Origin of the sequence: Collinsella sp. AF19-1LB (assembly GCF_003459655.1) — a bacterium.
Classification (GTDB): Bacteria; Actinomycetota; Coriobacteriia; order Coriobacteriales; family Coriobacteriaceae; genus Collinsella.
In genome coordinates this window covers 1-22,096 of the sequence record NZ_QRWO01000002.1, presented here as the reverse complement: position 1 = coordinate 22,096, position 22,096 = coordinate 1, and the positions used below count along the sequence as shown (strand labels likewise).

The 22,096-nt window shown below is 58.8% G+C and carries 14 protein-coding genes and 1 pseudogene; all 15 read left to right on the top strand.

Annotation, left to right across the window (positions count from 1 at the left end):
• The first annotated feature begins 227 nt into the window (after positions 1-227).
• Positions 228-2,057, top strand: coding sequence for an ABC transporter ATP-binding protein (locus DWX39_RS01045; RefSeq protein ID WP_117758198.1), 1,830 nt, complete (start codon positions 228-230; stop codon positions 2,055-2,057).
• A complete protein-coding gene (locus DWX39_RS01040; RefSeq protein ID WP_117758197.1) occupies positions 2,050-3,948 on the top strand; it encodes an ABC transporter ATP-binding protein in 1,899 nt (632 codons plus the stop codon). Before DWX39_RS01045 ends, DWX39_RS01040 begins: the two co-directional genes overlap by 8 nt.
• A gap of 216 nt (positions 3,949-4,164) precedes the next feature.
• Positions 4,165-5,202 (top strand): hypothetical protein, encoded by a 1,038-nt coding sequence (locus DWX39_RS01035; protein ID WP_117758196.1) that lies wholly within the window; start codon positions 4,165-4,167, stop codon positions 5,200-5,202.
• A gap of 235 nt (positions 5,203-5,437) precedes the next feature.
• Positions 5,438-6,493: a GTP 3',8-cyclase MoaA gene (moaA, locus tag DWX39_RS01030; protein WP_233508830.1), complete on the top strand. Its 1,056-nt coding sequence runs from the start codon at positions 5,438-5,440 to the stop codon at positions 6,491-6,493.
• Positions 6,494-6,497: 4 nt separating this feature from the next.
• A complete protein-coding gene (gene mobB / locus DWX39_RS11310; RefSeq protein ID WP_117758195.1) occupies positions 6,498-7,802 on the top strand; it encodes a molybdopterin-guanine dinucleotide biosynthesis protein B in 1,305 nt (434 codons plus the stop codon).
• A 265-nt stretch (positions 7,803-8,067) separates the two neighbouring features.
• On the top strand, positions 8,068-9,354 hold the full coding sequence (locus DWX39_RS01020) for an MFS transporter (RefSeq protein ID WP_158561597.1): 1,287 nt from the start codon (positions 8,068-8,070) through the stop codon (positions 9,352-9,354).
• 211 nt (positions 9,355-9,565) lie between these two features.
• A complete protein-coding gene (locus DWX39_RS01015) occupies positions 9,566-10,387 on the top strand; it encodes an HAD family hydrolase (protein ID WP_117758193.1) in 822 nt (273 codons plus the stop codon).
• Between the two features lie 505 nt (positions 10,388-10,892).
• Positions 10,893-14,384, top strand: a complete 3,492-nt coding sequence (locus tag DWX39_RS01010) for a Spy0128 family protein (RefSeq protein WP_117758192.1) — start codon at positions 10,893-10,895, stop codon at positions 14,382-14,384.
• A complete protein-coding gene (locus DWX39_RS01005; RefSeq protein WP_117758191.1) occupies positions 14,377-16,035 on the top strand; it encodes an isopeptide-forming domain-containing fimbrial protein in 1,659 nt (552 codons plus the stop codon). Before DWX39_RS01010 ends, DWX39_RS01005 begins: the two co-directional genes overlap by 8 nt.
• Before the next feature lie 121 nt (positions 16,036-16,156).
• Complete coding sequence (locus DWX39_RS01000; RefSeq protein WP_117758190.1) at positions 16,157-17,968, top strand: isopeptide-forming domain-containing fimbrial protein; 1,812 nt, start codon at positions 16,157-16,159, stop codon at positions 17,966-17,968.
• A gap of 512 nt (positions 17,969-18,480) precedes the next feature.
• Complete coding sequence (locus DWX39_RS10885) at positions 18,481-19,449, top strand: MarR family transcriptional regulator (protein ID WP_147336361.1); 969 nt, start codon at positions 18,481-18,483, stop codon at positions 19,447-19,449.
• Entirely contained in the window at positions 19,431-20,204 is a 774-nt protein-coding gene (locus DWX39_RS00980; RefSeq protein WP_117758187.1) for a hypothetical protein, read from the top strand. Before DWX39_RS10885 ends, DWX39_RS00980 begins: the two co-directional genes overlap by 19 nt.
• A gap of 132 nt (positions 20,205-20,336) precedes the next feature.
• A complete protein-coding gene (locus DWX39_RS00975) occupies positions 20,337-21,254 on the top strand; it encodes a class C sortase (protein WP_158561596.1) in 918 nt (305 codons plus the stop codon).
• 326 nt (positions 21,255-21,580) lie between these two features.
• Positions 21,581-21,892 carry an Asp-tRNA(Asn)/Glu-tRNA(Gln) amidotransferase subunit GatC gene (gene gatC, locus DWX39_RS00970; protein ID WP_055250987.1) on the top strand — a complete coding sequence of 104 codons (312 nt, stop codon included), beginning with the start codon at positions 21,581-21,583 and terminating at the stop codon, positions 21,890-21,892.
• Positions 21,892-22,096: pseudogene (locus DWX39_RS00965) on the top strand (Asp-tRNA(Asn)/Glu-tRNA(Gln) amidotransferase GatCAB subunit A); the annotation flags it as partial. The gene gatC and the pseudogene DWX39_RS00965, both read left to right, overlap by 1 nt.

Here is a 22,096-nt window from a genome sequence, read left to right as displayed (position 1 = left end):
CCAGTGTAGTGAAAACCCTGCAACGATTGTAGAGTCAAGGTTTATGTTGGCAGCGGGGCGAAAAAAGTCGCGCTCGCGTTCATTTCCAATTGAATACAGAGATGCACCTTGCGAGCTTAGCGCCTGCACTAGCCTTGCAGAAATCGATTTCGGAACACTTGACACCGCCGCATGGCGCGCCATAATACGTGGGTTTGCGAACAACGTTTGATGGGGGATGAACCTGCGTGCGCAATCTCAAGATTCTGTTTTCCTATCTGGGGGCATACCGCCGCGATGCCATTCTCGGCGTGTTCTTTGTGACGGCCGAGACGGCGCTCGAGCTGTTTATCCCGGTCATCATGGCAAATATCATCGACGTGGGCGTGCCCGCGGGCGACATCAACTACATGCTGTTGCAGGGCGCGTATATGCTGGTATGCGCCGCATGTTCGCTGGTACTTGGCTTGGGCTATGCACGCACGTCTGCTCGCGTCGCCTCGGGGCTGGGCGCTAACCTGCGCGAGGCCGAGTATCGCAAGATCCAGACGCTCGCTTTTGGCAATCTGGACAACTACGACGCCAGCTCGCTTGTCACTCGCATGACCACCGACATCACCGTGATTCAAAACGCCGTAGGTAACGGTTTCCGCCCCATGGTGCGCGGGCCGGTAAATCTGGTCATGGGCCTCGTCTACGCTTTCGCGCTCTCGCGCGAGCTCGCGGCGGTCTTTGCCGTCATTCTGCCGATGCTCGCCATCGTGCTCGGTATCATTACCGTGCGCGTGAGCCCGCTCTACCGCCAGCTGCAGACCTCGATGGACCATCTCAACGGTGTGGTGCAGGAGGACCTCACCGCCGTGCGCGCCGTCAAGGCGTACGTGCGTGCCGAGCACGAGGAGGCCAAGTTCGATGCCGTCAATACCGAGCTTGCGCGCACCGCGACGAAGACCTTTGGCAACGCCGTGCTCAACCTGCCGGTGTTTCAGCTGTCGATGTACGTGGCAGCGCTTTCCATTCTGTGGATCGGCGGGCGCATGATTCTTGCCGGCGAGCTCGGCGTGGGCTCGCTCACGGGCTTTATGAGCTATGTGCTGCTGATCATGAACTCGCTCATGATGATTTCCAACGTGTTTTTGCTGCTCACCCGCGCACTTGCCAGCGTGGAGCGCATCTCACGGGTGCTCGACGAGCGTTCGCTTATCCAAGCGCCCGACGCTGCCGCTGCCGTGCACGGGGTGGCCGACGGAAGCATCGAGTTTCGCGACGTGTCGTTTAAGTACCGCGCGGATGCTGCCGAGGATGTGCTCGAGCATATTGACCTTTGCATTGAGGCAGGCTCCACGGTGGGCGTGCTCGGCGGCACGGGCTCGGGCAAGAGTTCGCTTGTGCAGCTGATCGCGCGCCTGTACGACGCCACCGAAGGCGCCGTACTCGTGGGCGGGCGCGATGTGCGCGATTACGACCTGGTTGCCCTGCGCGACGCGGTGGGCATTGTGCTGCAAAAGAACGTGCTGTTTACGGGTACCGTGCGCGAGAACCTGCAGTGGGGCGCGCCCGATGCCACCGACGAGGAGCTCCTGCGTGCCTGCCGGGCGGCATGCGTGGACGAGTTCCTGGATCGCATCGGCGGCCTTGACGGCTATCTGGGCCCGGGCGGTGCCGGTGTCTCGGGCGGGCAGAAGCAGCGCCTGTGCATCGCGCGTACATTGCTCAAGCATCCGCGTGTGCTCATCTTTGACGATTCGACCAGCGCGGTCGATATGGCGACCGACGCCAAGATCCGCGAGCATATCGCTCAGATTCCCAACACGACGGTGATTGTCATTGCGCAGCGCATTGCGAGCGTCATGGATGCCGCCCGCATTATTGTGTTGGACGACGGCCGTGTCCACGGCGTGGGCACGCATGAGGAGCTGCTGGCGGGCGACAACATCTACCAGGAGATTTATGCCTCGCAGATGGAGTTCGCTGGGAACGCAGACACCGGCGACGGCTGCGACGATCGCTGCGCGAACGATCAGTTTTCCTCCGTCCCCAGCGAATCGCCCTTGGAAGGGGGTGAGCGCCATGCCTAAGACCGCAGCCCAAGCACGCCCTGCCGACCTCAAGCGCACTGTGCGTCGCTTGCTCTCCTACATGGGGCATGCCAAGTTCTCGTTGCTCGCGGTGGGCGTGCTCGCCTCCGTCGCCGCCATCGCGAGCCTCGCCGGCACCTACATGGTGCGCCCCATCGTTAACGGTTTGGCCACGGGCGGGGAGGAACTGCTCGCCAAGCAGGTCATCCTGACGGCGATCATCTACGCCGTGGGCGTACTCTCCGCTCTGGGCTACTCGCAAATTATGGTGCGTGCGGCCCAGCGCGTGGTATCCGATATCCGCCGCGACCTGTTCGCGCACATCCAGACGCTGCCGCTCAGTTATTTTGACAGCACGCGCTCGGGCGACATCATGAGCTTCTTTACCAACGACGTCGACACCGTCTCCGAGGCGCTCAACAACAGCTTTGCCAACGTGATTCAGGCGAGCATCCAAATGGTCGGCACCACGGCTATGCTCATCATCCTCAACTGGCAGCTCACGATTATCACGCTCGTGTGCGACGCGGCCATTGTGCTGTACGCGCGCTACTCGGGCATGCGTTCCAAGCGCTTTTTTGCCGCTCAGCAGGCGTCGCTGGGCGATTTGGACGGATATATCGAAGAGATGGTCTCGGGCCAAAAGGTCATCAAGGTCTTTAATCACGAACAGGCCAACGTGGCTGGTTTTGACGTGCGCAACCAAGAACTGCGCCGCACCGGTGGCGCCGCGCAAGCCTACGCCAACTCGATGGTGCCCATGACCGTGGTGATCGGCTATGCCAACTACGCCGTCGTCGCCGTGGCGGGCGGCATGCTCTGCATCAAGGGACTCGCCGACGTAGGTGCGCTTGCGAGCTATCTGGTCTTCGTACGCCAGGCCGCCATGCCCATCAACCAGTTTACGCAGCTGGGCAACTTCTTGCTCAATGCGCTGGCCGGTGCCGAGCGCCTGTTTGCGGCTATGGACCTTAAGCCTGAGGTGGACGAGGGCTGCGTGGAGCTGGTGCAGACGGGCGACGCCTCGTGGGCGTGGAAGATTCCCGAGGGCCAGGGCGTGGGCGCGTACGGGCACTTGCATGATGTGGCTGCCGTTGATGAGTCGGGCCGTGCGGTGGCTGCCGACGGTACCGAGCTCACGTGCGGCTTGGTCCCGCTTGCCGGCGACGTGCGCTTCCATGCCGTGGACTTTTCCTACGTGTCGGGCACCCGTGTGCTCACGGACCTCAACCTGTTTGCCAAGCCGGGGCAAAAAATCGCGTTTGTGGGCTCGACGGGCGCCGGAAAGACGACCATCACCAACCTCATCAACCGCTTTTACGAGGTCGATGACGGCGAGATCACGTACGACGGCATCGATGTCAAGCACATTGCCAAGGCCAGTCTGCGTGGGTCGCTCGGCATTGTGCTGCAGGACACGCACCTGTTTAGCGGCACCATTGCGCAGAACATCCGCTTTGGCAAGCTCGACGCGACCGACGAGGAAGTGCGCGCCGCTGCCGAGGCAGCCTGCGCGGATTCGTTTATCCGCCGCCTGCCTAGAGGGTACGACACGCCGGTCACGGCCGACGGCGCCAACCTGTCGCAGGGCCAGCGCCAACTGCTCGCCATCGCGCGCGTGGCCGTTGCCGACCCGCCGGTGCTCATCTTGGACGAGGCCACGAGCTCCATCGACACGCGTACCGAAAAGCTCATCGAGCGCGGTATGGACCGCATCATGCGCGGACGCACCACGTTTATGATCGCGCACCGCCTGTCCACCGTCCGCGACGCCGATGCCATCATGGTCCTTGAACACGGCCGCATCATCGAGCGCGGCACGCACGAAGAGCTGCTCGCTCAGCACGGCGAATACTGGCAGCTCGCGCATGGCTTAAAAGAGCTGGATTAACCCGTTCGAGCACGATGCTTTGAGCCCTCCGTGCCCCCTCACCTAGCCTCAAACCATCACAACATTCGACGTTTTTCGCCAAAATCGAGAAAAGCATCGAATGTTGTGATGGTTTTTCTGCCACTCGGCCGGGTGGAATCGCTTTCTTGTGCACGAAGGTGTGCGGACCCGTGGGCAGGGGAATAAGGTTGGTTATCCGACTCCATTGGAGGGCTCATGGACCTGCCGATCGTCTTGTCCCATAAGACTGCCTGGCTGTACCACAACGTGGCGCGCCCGTCCGAGCCGCTCTCGCGAGCAAGCAGCCTATACGATGAGGACTCGCTTGCTAGCGAGGCGGAGCCGACTGCGAGCCTGCCCAAATTGGGACTCGATGCCAAGGGACTGAGGGCTTCAACGGCAGTTGGGATCGTTACCGACTATCTGGTTTCGCTTGGTATTCCACGAGAAGAGCTCGATCATATCGACACGCTCGTCAACTTCGATTTTGAGCGCTCGACGCCGGCTGGATTTAGGTGCCACGTGTTTGGGGCGCCGGTACCTCCAGGCCATCTTATCGAGGTGGCAGAGGGCCTTCTAGTGGTTGATGAGGCCATGTGCTTTGTTCAAGCGGGTTCGTGGATGAGCGAGCCCGAGCAGCTGGAATATGGCTACGAAATCTGCGCCCGATACCATTTGAATCATCTGTCGACGGACGATTATGTCGAGATGGGGCAGAGGTATACCGTTGCCGACTTGATTGCCTATTGCAATGAGAACCGATCTCGTCAGGGGGCTATACGCGCGGCCGCCGTGCTCAGGCGCGTGCACGATGGCGCGCGATCGCCCATGGAGACGGCCACCGCAATCATGGTCGTAGCAAAACGTTCCCAGGGAGGGCTGGGATACGCCAAGATCGAGCTCAACCATCGGGTTGATGTTCCCAGCGAGTTCAAGTATCTCGCAAAGGCCGGGTATTTCGAGATCGACGTATATGCACCTGCGAGCGGTACGGGGATTGAATATAACGGCTCGGACCATCTTGATAAACAGCGCAGCGCGTCGGATGCGGAGCGCATGACCGTGCTGAGCGCGCTGGGCTTTAGGATGATCGTCCTCACCGGGACTCAGTTTGCCCATCAGCTGCAATTGCACCGGGCGATGAACGCCATCGCGCTTGCGATAGGCCTTAAGTGCGACCGAAGCGAAGCGTTCCAGAAACGTCAGAACGACCTGCGAGAATTCGTGATTCGGCACTGGGACGGCGGCCTCTAGGGGCGTTTTGGTCCTTCTACGGGGTGCCGTGGGCAGGCAAACCATCACAACATTCGACGTTTTTTGCCAAAATCGGGAAAAGCATCGAATGTTGTGATGGTTTGTGTGCTGAGGATGGGCTTGGGAAGTTCGTTTTGCTCGAAGCGACCTGTCCTGTCGTACGGGTGTCGGCGTGATTCTCCCGTGGGGTATTATGTTTTCCGAAGAATAAAACGCCGCGTGAGGGGAGGCCTGCGTGGACGGACACGTGCAACATGACGGCTTTGGCCGCGATATCAACTACCTGCGTATTGCCGTTACCGACAAGTGCAATTTCCGCTGCATTTACTGCATGCCGGCCGATGGCGTGGCGCCCCGCGCGCACGACGAGCTGCTCAGCGCCGAGGAAATCGCCCGCTTTGTGCGCTTGGTAGCGGGGGAGGGCATTCGCCGCGTGCGCCTGACGGGCGGCGAGCCGCTGGTCAGCCGCCGTATCATTCCGCTTATTCGCGACATCCGCGCGATTCCGCAGATCGAGGACATCTCGCTTACCACCAACGGCGCCTTGCTGCCCAAGCTGGCGCCGCAGCTCAAAGACGCGGGGCTTAACCGCGTCAACATCTCGCTCGACACGCTCGACCCCTTGCTGTTTGGAAAGATCACGCGCCTGGGTCGGCTCGAGCAGACCATGGCCGGCATCGACGCGGCGCTGGCTTGGGGCTTTGAGCCCGTTAAGGTCAACTGCGTTGTGGTGCGCCGACTCAACCAGGATGTGGCGGCCCTTGCGCGGCTCACGCTCGACCGCCCCATCCACCTGCGCTTTATCGAATACATGCCCATTGGCGACGAGCGCACGAGCTCGCATTGCGCTGTGGACCCGCATGCGCCCGCGCTCAATCCCGAGCTGTGGGACGCGAGCGATACCGTGCCGAGCGACGAGCTGCGGGCGCGCATCAATGCCGGGGCCGCCGCGGTGGGACTGGGCGACCTCGAGCCGCTCGACATCAACGACGCTCCTGCCGGCGCGGGCCCTGCGCGCTACTGGCGCTTTCCGGGTGCGGCGGGAACGGTCGGCTTCATCAGCGCCATGTCCAATCATTTTTGTGCGAACTGCAACCGTCTGCGCCTGACGGCCGATGGCAACGTGCGTCCGTGCCTGTTCAGCGATGCCGAGTATTCGGTGCGTGAGGCGCTGCGCCGTGGTGATGATATGCAGGTACTTTCGATTTGGCGCGATGCTGTGGCCCACAAACCGCAGGAACACGCGATAATTGAGGGCACGCAACGATTTATGTCCCAAATCGGAGGATGATCATATGGCCAAGAGCAGGTACGCCGATGCCACCAAGGCCGCTCGCAGGGCCGCGATGTCTGCCCACAAAGTCACGGCTGCGGCGAATGCTGGCAACGCCGACGCGTCCGCGCAGCCGACTGCCGGTGCTGCCACCGAGCCCGCCCGTGACGCCCGTCGCGACGAGCTCACGCACGTGGACGCCAAGGGCGAGGTGCGTATGGTGGACGTGTCCGACAAGGCCGAGACCCATCGCATTGCCATCGCCGAGGGCACCATCCTCATGCACCCCGAGACGCAGGCCATGGTGCTGCAGGACCGCGCTAAAAAGGGCGATGTGCTTGCTTGTGCGCGCGTGGCGGGCATCATGGCCATCAAGCGCACGAGCGACATCATCCCCATGTGCCATCCGCTGCTCATTACCAAGAGCAAGTGCGACATTGCGCCCATCGCTCCGGCGGGGACGCCGGCCGAGGACGTGCCCGAGGGCTGGGCGCCGGCGCGCGTGGACGGGCAGGTTGGCTTTCACGTACTGGTTACAGCTGGTGTGACGGGCAAGACCGGCATCGAGATGGAGGCCCTGACCGGCGCGAGTGCCGCGTGTCTGACCATCTATGACATGTGCAAGGCCGTCGATCGCGGCATGGAGATCGTCGACGTGCGCCTGCTGCACAAGGAGGGCGGTCGCTCGGGCGTGTGGGATCGTGCCGAACGCCAGGCCGCTACTGTTGAGGCCGTGGGAGCCGCGGGCAATGCACCCGCGGGCACACCCGTCGCCGTTGCGCCCGCAGCTCCGGCACCGGCCGTTCCCGCGATCGCGTTTATCGGCTACCAAAACTCGGGCAAGACCACACTCGTCGAGAAGGTCATCGCCGAGCTCACACGCCGCGGCCTGCGCGTAGGTTCGCTCAAGCATCATGGGCATCATGGCTTTGATATCGATGTGCCCGCTAAGGATACGTGGCGCCATCACCAGGCCGGATCCAAGCACGTGGGACTCATCTGCGCCACGCGCTGGGCGGAGTACGCCGATACGCGCGAGGAGGACGAGATGCTCGCGCGCGAGCTGCTGTCGCGCTACAACGATGTTGACGTGGTGATCATCGAGGGCTACAAGACCGAGGGCTTCGACAACATCGTGGTGGCGCGCTCCGGTGTCGACCGTCTGCGCGGCAAGAGCTCGCTCGATCTGGTCGACGGTCACACGCTGGCCCTTGCCTGCAACGAGGCCCTGGCGCGTCAGGCCTTCGACGCCGGCTTTGCGACCCGAGCCATCAACATCAACGACGCCCGAGCCATCTGCGACCTCATCCAAGATCATCTGGCCTAAAACCTGCCAAAAAGGGACAGGTTTGTTTTGGCAGGTTTTATCTGGGCAGACGTCACTTCCACCACAAAGGGGCCAGGCACCTTTGTGGTGGTTTTTGCTTTGGTAGATGTGTGGGACATGCCTTACAATCTACCAAGTAGTTCATGACGGGCGAAAAACGGAGAAAAGGGGCTTGATGCGTCCTTAATGTTTCATGCGGATTGATTGATTTGACAGACGGTGGCGAATGCCCGCCGTCCGCATTCGTATGAAACAAGGAGTCTCCATGCTCGCCTCCCTTTTCTCAAAGCCTCAATCATCGCTGTCCGCGCAGGCCAAGCGCCTGGTGGCGATGCGCTTTCTCATCTACACCGGTTTTCAGACCAGCTACTTTATCGGCGTCATCGGAACGCTCACCTATGCGGACGGCGCTTCGGTCGTCGCGACATCGCTGGCCGTCCTGTTCATGAACGTTTTCGTGATCCTGGGATCCTTTGCGGGCGGTGCTGCGCTCGATGCATGGGGTCCGCGCCGCCATTTCTTGCTGAGCATCGTCGGTGCTCTTGCAACTGGCACGGCAATCATCGCCTTTGGTAGCGCGACCGGCGTCGTCCTGCTCGGCGCGGTGTTTCTGGGCTTTGTGATGGGATTCGCCCAGCCCATCGCCACGTCCTATCCGGCCTACCTCACCGACGATCCTGTCGAGCTCAAAGACATCAACTCCGCCATCGCCATGTTTTCAAACGTGAGTATCATCGTTGGCCCCACGCTGGGTGGCTTTGTCGCGGCTGCTGCGTCGTCGCGCGCGGTGTTTGTTCTCATGATGCTCTTTACCGTGCTGGCGTTTATTGCCGGCTGGGGCTTTAGACCGCAAGCAGTTCGCGTCGCCGCGCGTGAAAGTACTCCCGCGGACAGCAGTACAACGGCAATCACTGCCAGCCAAAGCCCCGACCCCAACACATCTTCCCGCGTCACCTTCGCGACCAGCATCAAGACAGTCTTTACCAACAGCGTCCTTGCCCTGCTGTTCTGCATTATTTTCCTTTCAAACTTTGGCTACGGTGCCTTCGACCCGCTGGAGTCGTTCTTCTACCGCGGTGTCCTGCACGTCGGTGTCGAATGGATGGGCTGGCTCTCGTCGGCCAGCGGTGTGGGCGCGGTGCTGGGCGCCGTGGCCGCGCTCCGCTTGCCGCCGCACTTGGTCAACCTAAAAACGCTGCTCGTGGCACTTATGTCCGTGGGCCTGGGAAGCCTGCTCTATGTGGGGACGCCGTACGTGGGTGTGGCCCTTGTCGGTCAGGTCGCCCTGGGCATAGCTTGGGGTGTCGTCAACCCGTTCCACAACACCATCGTGCAAACGACGGCGCCGCTCGAGCAGCTTGGTCGCGTCAATTCGGTCATGGGCTTTGGCAATATGTTCGCTGGCGTGGCCCCGCTGGCGATTGCTCCGTGGCTGGCGGCGACGTTTGGCGTGCAGCAGACGCTCATCGGAGCAGGCATGGTCGTGACGGCAGTCCCCGCGGCGTTGCTGCTGTTTGGGCGCCGGCATTTTGATCGTGCCGCAAGGCAGTAAAGACCATCACAACATTCGATGAAAATCGCGATTTTGCCGAAAAACATCGAATGTTGTGATGGTTTGGCCCACAAACGCCACTTCCCCCACAAAGGGGGCCAGGCACCTTTGTGGTGGTTTTTGCTTTGACGGGCCGCGCCTGTGCCTTGGTATACCATGTACGCCGTTTGCGAATACACCCCACACCGCCGCACAACTCAGAAAGGCCCCCATGGACGCCACCTTCAGCCACATCAAAGCCGTGTTCTGCGATATCGACGGTACGCTGCTCACGAGCCGGCACACGGTGTCCCCGCGCACCGTGGCGGCGATCCGCGCCCTGCGCGAGTGCGGCGTGCTCTTTGGCCTGTGCACCGGGCGCGACGCCCACGCGACCGAGGCCATGTACGAGCTCTGGGGCATCGAAGGCTTGGTGGACGTGCTCGTGGGCTGCGGTGGTGCCGAGGTCATCGACCGCGCGCACGACATCAACGAGCTGAGCTATCCGCTGTCGGGCGAGACCATCGCGCGCATCTGCAAGCACATGGCGGACCTTCCGGCAACGCCCGTCTGCCCCCGAGACGGCGTGTTCTACGTGCCCGAGAGCAACGCGTGCGTCGAGCACCTGTCGCGCGTCGACGGCGTGCCCTACCAGGTGGTCGATTTTGCCGAGTTTTTGCGCGAGCCACAGCCCAAGGTGATGTTTACCATGGCGCCTGAGGTAATGCCGCGGGTGATTGAGCGGGCGTCGACGTTTGCCGATAACACCGTTAAGGCGGCGGCTCTGCAGACCACGCAGCGGCTCTACGAGTTCATGGATCCGCGCGTGTCCAAGACGCGCGGCCTGGTGCGCGTGGCAGAGCTCAACGGCATGGAGCTCCAGAACATCTGCGTGTTTGGCGATGCCGATAACGACACCTGCATGGTGGCTGACGCCGGCGTGGGTGTGGCCATGGCAAATGGCAGCGATGCCACTCGCTCCGCCGCCGATTTTGTAACCGCGAGCAACGACGAAGACGGCATCGCGATCTTTATCCAGGAGCACCTGCTGTAGCACCGGGGAAGAACCACCACAATAGGTGGCAGGCATCTTTGTGGTGGCCTCAGGCGATTTGGGCGAATTGCTACCTAGAATCTGCACGAAAATTCAAATATAGTTGTCTGAACATCATGCTTCTAACCATCGGTGGGTTAAAGATATTCTCATCAGTTTGGTAGGATATTCCTTCCGGTTAATGACCTACCGCTCACGGTCGATTTTCGACCGTTCACAGGATGTTTGCTCTTGAGCAAAAGGTTGTGCAAATAAATAAAATGCTATTAAAAAACTGATAACTAACTTAATTACCGGTAGAAACAAAAAATAGATAGCGAATAAACGAAGGTAAATCTGAGTAAATGTCAAGAGAATTAAGAACTTGCACAAAAATGTCGGTTTTGCTGCTCAGATGTTTAAACAATCGTTATAATTGCATCACTTAGCGAGCGCAATTACAGATTGCGCAGATACGTTTGATAGGGAAAGAGCAAGATCGCGGTCTCTTGGGGAGGAGACATCGATGAAAGCGAATTCAGACAAATCTAAGCAGAGTAAAAAAGCGACGCGCCGTGTACTGGCAGGCGTTTTGTGCGGAGCCTCCGTTTTGAGCCTGGTACTGTCGCTCGTCATGCCCCCGATCTCGCAGGCCATTGCCAACGATGCCCAGGCAGCTCCTACCGAGGAAACTGTGATGGGGGGGGGTTCTTCAAGTGAGTCTACTGATGTAGAAAACACTACTAACGGGGATGCCGAAAACCAGAATAGTGATGATGCCGAGGATGACGCGAGCGAGGATACCGTCGACGCAGACTCGGCTGCTGATGGTGCGGAAGCCAAGGGTGCGGATGACGGTGCTAACGGCGAGGGCGCAATCTCACTTGCTGCAGAGAATGAACCGACTCATGAAATTAGCAGCGGGACAGATCTGAAGTCAAAGCTCCTTAACAAGGATCTACGCGATGGAAACGGTGCTGCTACTTTTAAGCTAACTGCCGATATTGAGTGCGACGATGAGATTCGGCTTGAAGGGGCAAACACCAAGATCACCTTGGACTTAAATGGCTTCAAGATTAAGCACGATAGTAGTGCCAGTCCGTTGTTCGATGTTGCAGATTATGCGACGCTTACGGTCATGGATTCCGGGAAAGTACCGGAGAAAGTTGCCGACGGCCAGCAGCTGCAAGATAAGGACGAGCACCTGACACCTGAAAATTATGGCAAGACGGCAATAATGTCTTATGACGGTAATGAAGTTCCGGAAGATCTTACCTATTACGTAACCGAATCGGCTGCAAGTGGTGTAGGTACCACTGAGAAGATCAAAGAGTACAAGGCGACTATTAAGGGTGCAATTGTTGGAGTCACCAAGAACTCCAAGATGAGGCTCATTAACGTTTACCAACATGGCACGTTTAACCTCGAAAGTGGCGCTATTACGCAGAAAAAGGACTGCAACGTCGGCAACCTCATCTATGCCGAGAACGGCTCTGCCGTCAATATGAGCGGCGGATACGTTTGCGGCGCTTCCGGCTCGGGTGACGGCGCGGGCATTATGGTATCCAACGAGAAAGGCGACGTCTCGACCCTTAAACTGACTGGCGGCGTCATTGCCGGCAACAGCGCTAATAGGGGCGGTGGTGTGTATGCCCGTTATTCCGAGGTTGCCATAACTAATGGCATAATCTCCGGTAATAGCACACTCGGCGCGGGACTCGGTGGCGGCATTATGGCCGAGGGCGGCATCGTGACCGTTTCTGATGGCTATATCACGAATAATAGAATGGCTAAGTTCTGCGGCCACGATGGCTGGGGTGACCATGGCGGTGCTGGGCTTGCTGCCAATAACGGCGCCCATGTCACCATTTCCGGCGGCCAGATTACTGGCAACTATTCCGAGGAAGCCGGTGGCGGCGTTTACGTTACCGATGTGGATCGAAATGAGGAGTCTTCTCGTTCTGGAATGGCGTGGCTGAATATCACGGGAGGAATTATTGCCTCTAATGTGAGCAACCGATCCGAGGGTGCCGGCATTCGTGTGGGCCAGATGGTTGACGCGATGATTAACGGAACTACGAGCAGCAAGGTCTACATTACGAATAACCATTGCATGTCTCGCTTTGACTGGGGCGGCGGCGGCATCTTTGTCCAGGGAAACTCGAATGCGGGTAAGGAATATACTGCTGGTAGATTATTTGTATACAACTCGTACATTAGCAGCAATACCGCCGGTGGCTATGGTGGTGGCGTTGCAGTCTGCCCGACGGGCAAGACGCTGGTGACGAACACTGACGGCACTGCAATCTTTGGCAATATATCTGCTGGCGTTGAGCACAATGCTGCTGGCGATGAGCACAATGCCAACGGTTACGATCCGGCAACTAACAGTGGTAATGAAGGCAAGCCCCATCTTTCAAGTGGCGGTAGCGAAAAGAATCAAGATCAAGATGCATACAACTCGGAGAAGTTCCGCGAGAACGGCCATGCCGATTTCTTCCTTGCGGCAAAGGATGGCCATAAGGAACCGCTTGCGGCAATAATCGGCAAGATGCTCGGCGGCGGAGACGCCAAGTATTCGGGAAGCAAAGAGCTCAAAGAAGCTATAAAAATTCCTGCCGATGGCGGCGTGCAGATTTATCGGAGTATCGGATTGACTTCGGATGTTCATGTTGGCGACGCTGAAGCAAATAATGCACAGGCGGCTGCTACAACCTTCATCACGGGCAACTATTCCTGGGACCATGGCGGCGGCATCATGTCGAACGGCGACCTGTACCTAGGCGTGCCTGCGGATACGTACGTCTACCCAAGCCTTAAGCTAAAGGCGTCAAAGGCGCTGAAAAATAAGCAAACCGAAAAAGAAGAAATGCTCACAAAAGATCAGTTTTCTTTCGCGGTTTATCGCAAGGATTCGGATACTGCGACGGCGCCTTCTTGGAAAAATGACTCTTTCAGCGATGGTGACTGCACCTTAGTCGGGTCTGCCAAGAATGACGCTGAAGGTAACATCACGTTTGACCTTGGTGAACAGTTCGTAGATAAGACTGTTGTGGCTAACAAGATTACATACTACTTGGTCGAACAGACCGGTGGAGACTCTGACATTGAGTACGACCACACTGTGTACGAGATCGAGGTGCAGCTCACGGACAACGAAACTTTGCTCATGAATGTGCCGAAGAAGGATGATTCAAGTCAGAACGTTCCGCTTTACGTCCATAACTATACGATTACAAGCGTGAGTGCGACCAGGCGCTCCGGAGGTTCAACAAAAGCGCTGGGCATTATGGAAAGAGACGGCGAAGGCTATTATTCGATTATCGACTCCAACGCGGAAAAGACCTTCACCAACAAGTACACTCCGTACACCTCCAGCGGCTCCTGGACTCCTAAGGCGACTAAGGTCGTTAAGGGTGGCGAGATGAAGGAGTTTACGCTCGAGTTTGCGAATAACCCGGACTTCAACAACGCTCAGACGGTTAAGACTTGGGTCGATGGCGACAAGTCCCAGACGCTTTCGTTCTTAAATGCGTCTGGTGAGGGGATTAAGTACTCGCTCTCTGATATCACGAAGAATCCCTTCACTGCCGGTGATCCTACGGGCCGTGGCGCTTCCAAGACCTTTACGTACTACGTGTGCGAGAAGAATGAAAGTTCGATTTTCTCGCATTACAAGTTCGATCAGTCGGTCTATAAGCTTGACGTAACGATGACGGATCAGAAAGATGGCACGATCGCTGCCACGAATGTGACCTACACCCAGACCAAGGACGCTGACGGCAACCCCATCGACGAAGCCGTTCAAACTCCGGTGAAATACAACGACGGATCCGATACTTCTAAGCCGACCTCCATCCCCACCTTCATCAACACCTACTCCACCTCTTTGCCCCTTTCTGGTATGTCGGGCGTCACTCTGACGTACCTTGCCGGCGCGGCGATGCTTTGCGTCGCTGCGGCCTGGATGCACGTTCGTCGCAAGGCGAGCGCGAAGGGAGGTGAGCGTCGTGAATAAGAAAGTTTGCTCCTTCCCGATCTTGTTTGCGCTGCTTGCCCTCCTGATCGGCATCTGCGCGGTTGTGTTCCCCGCATCCGCGCAGGCCGCGCCGAGTACGACCGGATCCATCACGGTGGGCGGTACCGTGGCGCGCAGCTACAACGCCTACCAGATCTTTAGCGCCAACGTCATCGATGACGACAACGATGCCAAAATCGCCACCGACCTTGTCTGGGCAAGCGACGCCGTGCGCGACGCCGTGCTGCCTGTGCTGCATAGCGCTGGTATGCCCAATTCCCAGACCACCGCGCAGGAAGCTGCCGAGCGGCTCAACACCGATTCCCACCTTACGAGCGCGCTGAGCGCACAGCTCGCTCGTTCCCTCCGGAGCTCTGGCGCCGTGTCCGTGGCCCTCAACGCGGGCACGGCGGCCGAGCTGCCCTGTGGCTACTGGCTCATCGTCGCCGACGACGACGCCATCTCCCAGAACGAGGCCGGCACCGCGCCGGTCATGGTTCTGGTCGGCGGCAGCGCCGTCACCGTCAAGCCCAAGGCCGCCACTCCCAAGGTGGCCAAGCATGTGCTGGAGGACAGCACCGCCGCCTGGGGCAAGGCCGCCGACGCCACGGTCGGCGACGACCTGTACTGGCGCCTCTCGGCCACGATTCCCGCGGGTCTTGCCGCCTACGACACCTACGCGGTGCAGTTCGTCGACACCATGAGCGCGGGGCTCGACCCCTCCAAGGTGGCCGCGAGCATGCGCGTATACGTGGCGGCGGGCGCGGACGGCGGCTTCGACGCCGTCTCGACCGGTAAGGACGGCCGCGTCGGCACCGAGCCCGCGAAGGGCTGGACCGACATCACGGCCCAGTGCGCCACCAAGGTAGCGGCCGACGGCAAGACCTTCACCGTGCGCACCGGCGACCTGGTCGCCGCGCTCGGCGGGGCCGACGCCTTTACCGCGGGCGCCCGCGTGATCGCCGTGTACAACGCGCCGCTCAACAGCGCGTGCAACCACGGCATCGCGAAGGGCAACCCCAACGAGGTTTACCTGCGCTACCCGCGCTCTCCTCTTGCCGACCAGTCCGGCGACGCCGGCTTCACTCGCACGCCGAGCGACGACGCGTGCGCCTACACCTGGGATCTCGCACTCACCAAGCGCGGCAGCGACGGCGACAAGCCACTGCCCGGGGCGGTCCTGAGCATCGCCGACGACCGCGGTCGCACGCTTGCGGCCGACGGCACGTGGGATGCGCAAGGCAAGGCCACCGTCACCACGGGCGAGGACGGCCGCGTGACCGTCTCGGGCGTGGACTCGGGCAAGCTGGAGGTCCGCGAGCTCAAGGCGCCCAAGGGCTACACCGCCTTTGAGGGCACGCGCTCCGTGACGGTCAAGGCCGAGGGCCTGGACGTCGACCAGGTGGCCGCCGCCAAGCCTAAGGTGACCGTATCGGCCGAAAGCCCTCTGCGAGTTGATGCCGCCGATGCCGGGAAGGGTTTAGTCGAGTTGTCGGTGCTTAACACCCCAAGTAACGAAGTGAGTCGAGGCTTTATGCCCTCGACGGGAGATAGAACGTTGGTGTTGGTAACGGCTTTGGCCGTCATCGGAGTAGTGGCTATTGTCGTCGCGCTCGTCATCAAGCGGGGAGGAGGTCGCCATGATAAATAATTGTCCCCCCCCCCTGCTCAATGGCGTACTGCCTCCGTAGCGAGTGGCGCGCAGGGAAATACGCCTGCTGGCTTTTGATGATGACGTGAATTAAAGCAACCTCCAAGAAAGAGGTCCCAACATGAAAACATCCAAGAACATCGCACGCCTGGCAGTAACCGCCGGCCTCACCGCAGCGCTGAGCTTCGGCGGCGTCATGGCCCCGGTCACGATGGCGTTTGCTGCGGAGGGCGGCAATAGCATCATAATCAGCCAGGTCGAGGGTAACGAGAGCACCAAGTTCAAGGCATACCAGATCTTTAAGGCTACGGTGACCGACGCTGAAAACGGCGGCAAGACCGCTCAGAACATCACGTGGGCAAGCGATACGGTTGGCGAGAAGGTGATTGATGCCATTACGAAAGACTGGAAGGGTTATGACAGCTTGGAGGCTAAGGACCAGCTGTCTGACAGTCCTACGGCCCAGGAAGTAGCCGACTTCCTCATGGCACATGCGGGTTCCACTACTGCAGGATCAACATCGACTGATGGAACGCGAATCGCTACCAACAATGTTCTCTACGCAGTTGCGAATGCCGTTAAGAGTGAGAATCCTGCCTCGACTAACATCGCTACTGGTGTTTCTTGGACTCCTGATCCGGCGAATGGCAACGGCTACTACCTGTTTGTGACCAACGGGGATAGCCTGGGTGCTACCAAAAAGAACACCGGCACGTCCCCGATCTTTGCGGTCGTGGGTGGTAGCGTTGTGACCGTTTATGAGAAGACCAGCGTCCCCACGGTTGAGAAAAAGATTCTTGATGATTCTAAGGTGACGGGCGGTGCCATTACTGGGGTGGCAGAGGCCAATTGGAAGGACGCTGCCGACTCCCAGATTGGTCAAAAAGTGAACTATAAGCTAACCGGTACGATTGCAGATAACTACGCCAGCTATGACTCTTATTCCTATAAGTTTAAGGATACGCTGGAGAAGGGTCTTGACTTCGTCGATGACTCGCTTAGCGTTTATGCACTGAACGGTGATGCATATACCGAGATTGCTCCGGCTAGCTACGCTGTGACTAAACCCACTGATTCCAGTCGTGACCTGGTAGTCGATTTTAGTAAGGGCGAAAAGGGTCTGAAGTCGGCCACCGCGAAAAATGTCGGACCGCTTACGATCGATGCCAACACCAAGATTGTTGTCTTCTACGAGGCAAAGCTCAACGCAAAGGCGGTTATTGCAGGGGACAACAACAAGCTGGAGGGCAACCCCAATACTGTTACGCTCGAGTATTCTAACAACCCCATGGTCGCAGGCACTGGCACCTCGGCGCCCGACACCGTCAAGGACTACACCTACGGCCTCAAGATCAACAAGGTCGACCTGGGTACCGAGAAGGCATTGAAAGATGCTAAGTTCACCATTACAACTAACGGTGACGAGAAAAGCACAGAAGTTAAATATGTCACGAAAGACGGTGCTCTGAGCGACGACATGGTCGAACTTTCGACGGGCGCCGATGGTGTCATTAAGCTTACCGGTCTCGATGCTGGCGTCTATACGGTCACGGAAACTTCTGCTCCCGATGGTTACACTAAGGTCGAACCCTTCACCTTCGAGATCAAGCCGACCATGAGCGCCAATGATCCGGACACTGGTCTTACTGCGCTCTCTGGCACGCTTGATAGCAAGAACCAGAGTGACAAGGTCATCGCTGGCCTTACCGATAAGAATGCCGGTGATAACAAGCTAACGGCGCAGGACGGCTCGGAGAAGGTCACCGATGGCTACTTCAATATCACCGTTGGCGATACCAAACAGGTTGGCCTCCCGCTCACCGGTCTCAACGGCGTGACGTTCACTTGGATCGCTGGTGGCGCGGTGCTGTGCATCGGCGTGGCGCACCTTATCCGCAGCCGTAAGCAGGCTGAGGAGTCCGAGCAGGAGTAACGCTCGCTCACCCATCCCTTTGGCAGGTGGGATGTGATGGCCATGAGACTTGCGGACACTTTTCTCGTCCATCCACGTTCTTGCTTTGCCATTCTCTTTTCGGGGCAGACTCCGCACTGGAGTCTGCCCTGTTTTTTGGGACAACGCAGCCAGCCTCCACCGTCCGATGCGGGCTCGTTCGTCATCGCGTTTCTTGACTCGTATGAGGTTCGGTTTAAGGTCCGTAGGCGCACGCGCGGTGCGGACGGTAGAAGGCATTTGCGCCGCAACAAGCGCAAATAAGAATGCCCGGGGGTCGGATCCCGGGCATTTAACAAAAGCTGAAAACTAGGCCGCCCGCGCTCCTAAGTACTTACGCGGGGTGCGTCGTTTTCTGTTGACATTGTATCCCGAATCGCTTCGCCGATTCGGGACATTTTGAAAACGCAAATGCTGGCTTATGCACGAACGGTATCTCATTAATTCCGAAAATTATGTATAATTCCAATACAAACTGGAATCGAACGAAAACAATGGAAATGAACGAAGCGCTAATCTACTTACAAGAAGCACTAGGCCTTTCCGCCAAGACCAAAACTTGGCCTGGATCCGCACACTTGCCGCTGCATCTGCGGACGATTGAGGTCCGCGCTGTTGACGCAAACGGTTTTTCGTTTTTGCTTGCAAGTTTGCCTACTGGCGTCGGGCTTCCCGAGGCTAAGAGAGTCTATAGTCAGCTAGCCTTGCGCGCGGAGACTCCTGTTGTCGTTTCGTTTCCTGATGCCGATGCACGTCAGCGCAAAGCATTGATCGCACAAGGGATTCCCTTTGTCTGCCCAGGCAGACAGGCTTTTCTTCCATTTATGGGCACAGCCTGCACGGAGAGGGGCGGTGCCCGGCCTCGCAATCACGCGTCCAAGATGTCACCCAACGCACAGGCTGCCGCAATCTGGGGAGCAGCCCAGGAGCCATATCGTCCCTATGACCTTTGTCGTGCGCTTGGGATCTCGGCAAGCCGTGCGAGTGAGGCCATAACCGAGCTTGTCGACAGGGGACTCGCGAGGCGCGAGCGTTGCGAGCGACGTGTCGTCGTGCTCCCTGTTGCCGTTGATCTTCTGCTTAGCGAACACATGGCAGAGCTCTCCTCGCCTGTCTCGAAGGTCTTTTTTGCAAGGAAGACGCCGCAGATCGACTATCTTGTTGACGCCGGGGAGACGGCGCTCGCTGCGCGTTCGATGCTCGCTGCGCCGGGCATGGAACAAAAGGCCGTCTTAAGGAGTGCATGGCGTCAACTGAGCGACCTCGAAGTCGCAGACGGGGAGTTGCCGGATAACGACACGGCGATGATCCAAGTGTGGCGCTATGCGCCCGTGTTTGCCGACTCCTCCCGCGTCGATGACATTTCGCTTGCGCTATCTTTGGCGGCAATCGACGATGAGCGAATTCAGCTCGAAGTCGATCGCATGTTTGGAAAGGAATATCCATGGCAAGAAGCGCTGTAGAAGGTCTCCAAGAATTTCAGCAGCATATGCAAGAAGCTGCAGGATCGTATGCCCTTATCGGCGGCACGGCATGCGACATTTTGCTCGCGGAGGCGGGACTTCCGTTTAGGATGACTCACGATTTTGATGTGGTAATTGTCGCCGATGACCGGTTGCCTCAGACGGCAGAAGCTATATGGACTTTGGTGCGTGATGGCGGTTACCGCTGCGGCTGGGGCGAAGGCAAAGGCTCATGTTTTTATCGGTTTACAGAGCCTAAGAGGCCGGGTTACCCCCATATGATCGAGCTCTTTGCGAAGTGCCCCGACTTTCTAAAGGGTCGTGAGGGGATTGATGTGGCACCAATTCACGTTGATGAAAACATAAGCAGTCTTTCGGCAATTTTGTTGGACGATGCTTACTACAGCTTGTTCCTTCGGGGAATTCGGACCGTAGGCGGCGTTTCGGTCCTGGGTACGGAATACATTGTCCCGTTCAAAGCGAAGGCGTATCTCGACCTAAAAGCTAGAAGGGAAGCGGGGGAGAACGTTGATTCGAAGAAGGTAAAAAAGCATAAACGCGATGCGCTGAGGCTTGCTCAGCTGCTTGGCGAGTCGGAAGGTGTCGACCTGTGCGGAGAACTGAAGGACGATATGCTTGCGTTTGTTAAAGATTGTGAGGTGGGCGACGTCAATCTGAAACAGATCGGGGTTGTGGGCGCAACGATGGTGCAGTTGCTCGAGACGATGAAAGCAACATATGGCTTGATTGGTTGAGTGGGGTTACGTGGCCCGGACGGTGCAGTCTAACTGCGTTACCCGGCGCGGAAGCTCGCAATTCGGCTATTATTTGTTTAGACAACTTGAGCTATAGAGGAGTGACCGGCGATGGTGCAGGGCGCCAAACATATGAAGAGCAATAACGTCGCGGCCAACGGCGGCTCAAGCCCTCAGCCCAAACCTCAACCAAAGCCCAAGCGTCGCCGCAAGCGGCTGCCGCGCTGGGCCGACCGGCTCATCACCATCGTCATCATCCTTATTGGCGTGGGCCTTATGACCTGGCCGTGGATCTTGGACCGGCTCGAGGCCTCGGGCGTGTTCAACCAGATCAGCACCGTGTCCAGCACCGTGGACGCGCTGTCTGCCGAGGAGCGCGAGCGCATCCTGCTCCAGGCACGCTCCTTTAACGAGCAGCTGGCGGGCGAGGCCACCGAGCTCCCCGCCGACCAGATCGAGCCCTATGCTCAGCAGCTCATCTTTGACCGCGACCCCATGATGAGCTGGGTCGAGATCCCCTCCATCGACGTGAGTATGCCCATCTACCACGGCACGAGCGAAGAAGTCCTTATGGCGGGCGTCGGCCACCTGGAGGGCACGAGCCTGCCGGTGGGCGGCACCTCGACGCATTGCGTGCTCACCGCGCACTCGGGCATGCGCAACCTGAGCATGTTCGACTACATCCATTCGCTGGAGCCCGGCGACCTGGTGCTGATGCACACTATGAACAAGACGCTCGCCTACAAGATGGTGGACTCCGAGGTCGTGTTGCCCGAGGAGATGGAGTCGCTGGCTATCGAGTCCGGCGCCGACAAGGTGACGCTCGTCACCTGCACGCCCTACGGCGTGAACGACCACCGTCTGCTGGTGCATTGCGTGCGCACTAAGTACAACAAGAAGGACGTCGACAAGCAAAAGTCGCTGGCCGGCCGCCACTGGGGCAAGCGCGAGTTCGCCGTGCTCATTGTGGTCGTGGCCATTGTGCTGTTGCTGCTGGACATCGTGATTCACGCGGTCCGCAAGCGCCGCAAGGCCAAGGCCTCGGCATAAGACATTGTTCAGAACCACCACAATGGGGACAGGCACCTTTGCGGTGGTCGGGGCTTCCAAACCATCACAACATTCGATGAAAATCGCGATTTTGACGAAAAGCGTCGAATGTTGTGATGGTTATCGTTGTGGGCGGGACGGTTTCCATTGTGGGAGGGACAGTTTTCGCTACGGACGGTGCGGTTTCGCTGCGGAACCGTTGGCCCGCCGCCTGCCAGCCCGCCGCCCTCGTTACGTTTTCGCTGCATTTGGGTAAAGCGCCTGCTCCAAGCCGGCGCTGCCCTGTATACTAGAGCGGTTTATCTGTTATGCGGAAGGGAGCGCCTATGGCACTCAGCGAGAAAGACGTGCGCGGCATTGCCGAGTACGCAAAGATCGCACTGACCGATGACGAGCTCACCCAGATGACGTCCTACATGAACGACGCCGTCCAGATGCTCGAGCCCGTCTTGCAATATGACTTACCCGACGTGGAGCCCACGTTCCATCCTATCGGAAGCCTGTCCAACGTGATGGGCGATGACCTGCGCGAGCCCGAGCGCGACCTGCCGCTCGACGTTGCGCTCGAAAACGCCGGCAGCGCGCGCGACCGCTACTTCCGCGTGCCGTCCATTTTGGGAGAGGGGGAGAGCGAGTAATGGCGCAGAGCTTCGATTCCCTTACCGCCGCCCAGATCGCCGCGGGCGTTGCCGCCGGCGACTTTACCGCTACCGAGGTGGCCCAGGCCTCCCTTGCTGCCATCGAGGCGCGCGAGGGCGGGGTCCAGGCATTCCTGCAGGTGGCGCCCGAGCTTGCGCTCGAGGCCGCCGCGCGCGTGGATGCCGACCGCGCCGCAGGCAAGC

Excerpts from the sequence above, each read along its gene's own strand:
- DWX39_RS01040 (WP_117758197.1), top strand. The coding sequence starts at position 2,050 with ATGCCTAAGACCGCAGCCCAAGCACGCCCTGCCGACCTCAAGCGCACT.
- DWX39_RS01035 (WP_117758196.1), top strand. The coding sequence starts at position 4,165 with ATGGACCTGCCGATCGTCTTGTCCCATAAGACTGCCTGGCTGTACCAC.
- mobB (WP_117758195.1), top strand. The coding sequence starts at position 6,498 with ATGGCCAAGAGCAGGTACGCCGATGCCACCAAGGCCGCTCGCAGGGCC.
- DWX39_RS01020 (WP_158561597.1), top strand. The coding sequence starts at position 8,068 with ATGCTCGCCTCCCTTTTCTCAAAGCCTCAATCATCGCTGTCCGCGCAG.
- DWX39_RS01015 (WP_117758193.1), top strand. The coding sequence starts at position 9,566 with ATGGACGCCACCTTCAGCCACATCAAAGCCGTGTTCTGCGATATCGAC.
- DWX39_RS01010 (WP_117758192.1), top strand. The coding sequence starts at position 10,893 with ATGAAAGCGAATTCAGACAAATCTAAGCAGAGTAAAAAAGCGACGCGC.
- DWX39_RS01000 (WP_117758190.1), top strand. The coding sequence starts at position 16,157 with ATGAAAACATCCAAGAACATCGCACGCCTGGCAGTAACCGCCGGCCTC.
- DWX39_RS10885 (WP_147336361.1), top strand. The coding sequence starts at position 18,481 with ATGGAAATGAACGAAGCGCTAATCTACTTACAAGAAGCACTAGGCCTT.
- DWX39_RS00980 (WP_117758187.1), top strand. The coding sequence starts at position 19,431 with ATGGCAAGAAGCGCTGTAGAAGGTCTCCAAGAATTTCAGCAGCATATG.
- DWX39_RS00975 (WP_158561596.1), top strand. The coding sequence starts at position 20,337 with ATGAAGAGCAATAACGTCGCGGCCAACGGCGGCTCAAGCCCTCAGCCC.
- gatC (WP_055250987.1), top strand. The coding sequence starts at position 21,581 with ATGGCACTCAGCGAGAAAGACGTGCGCGGCATTGCCGAGTACGCAAAG.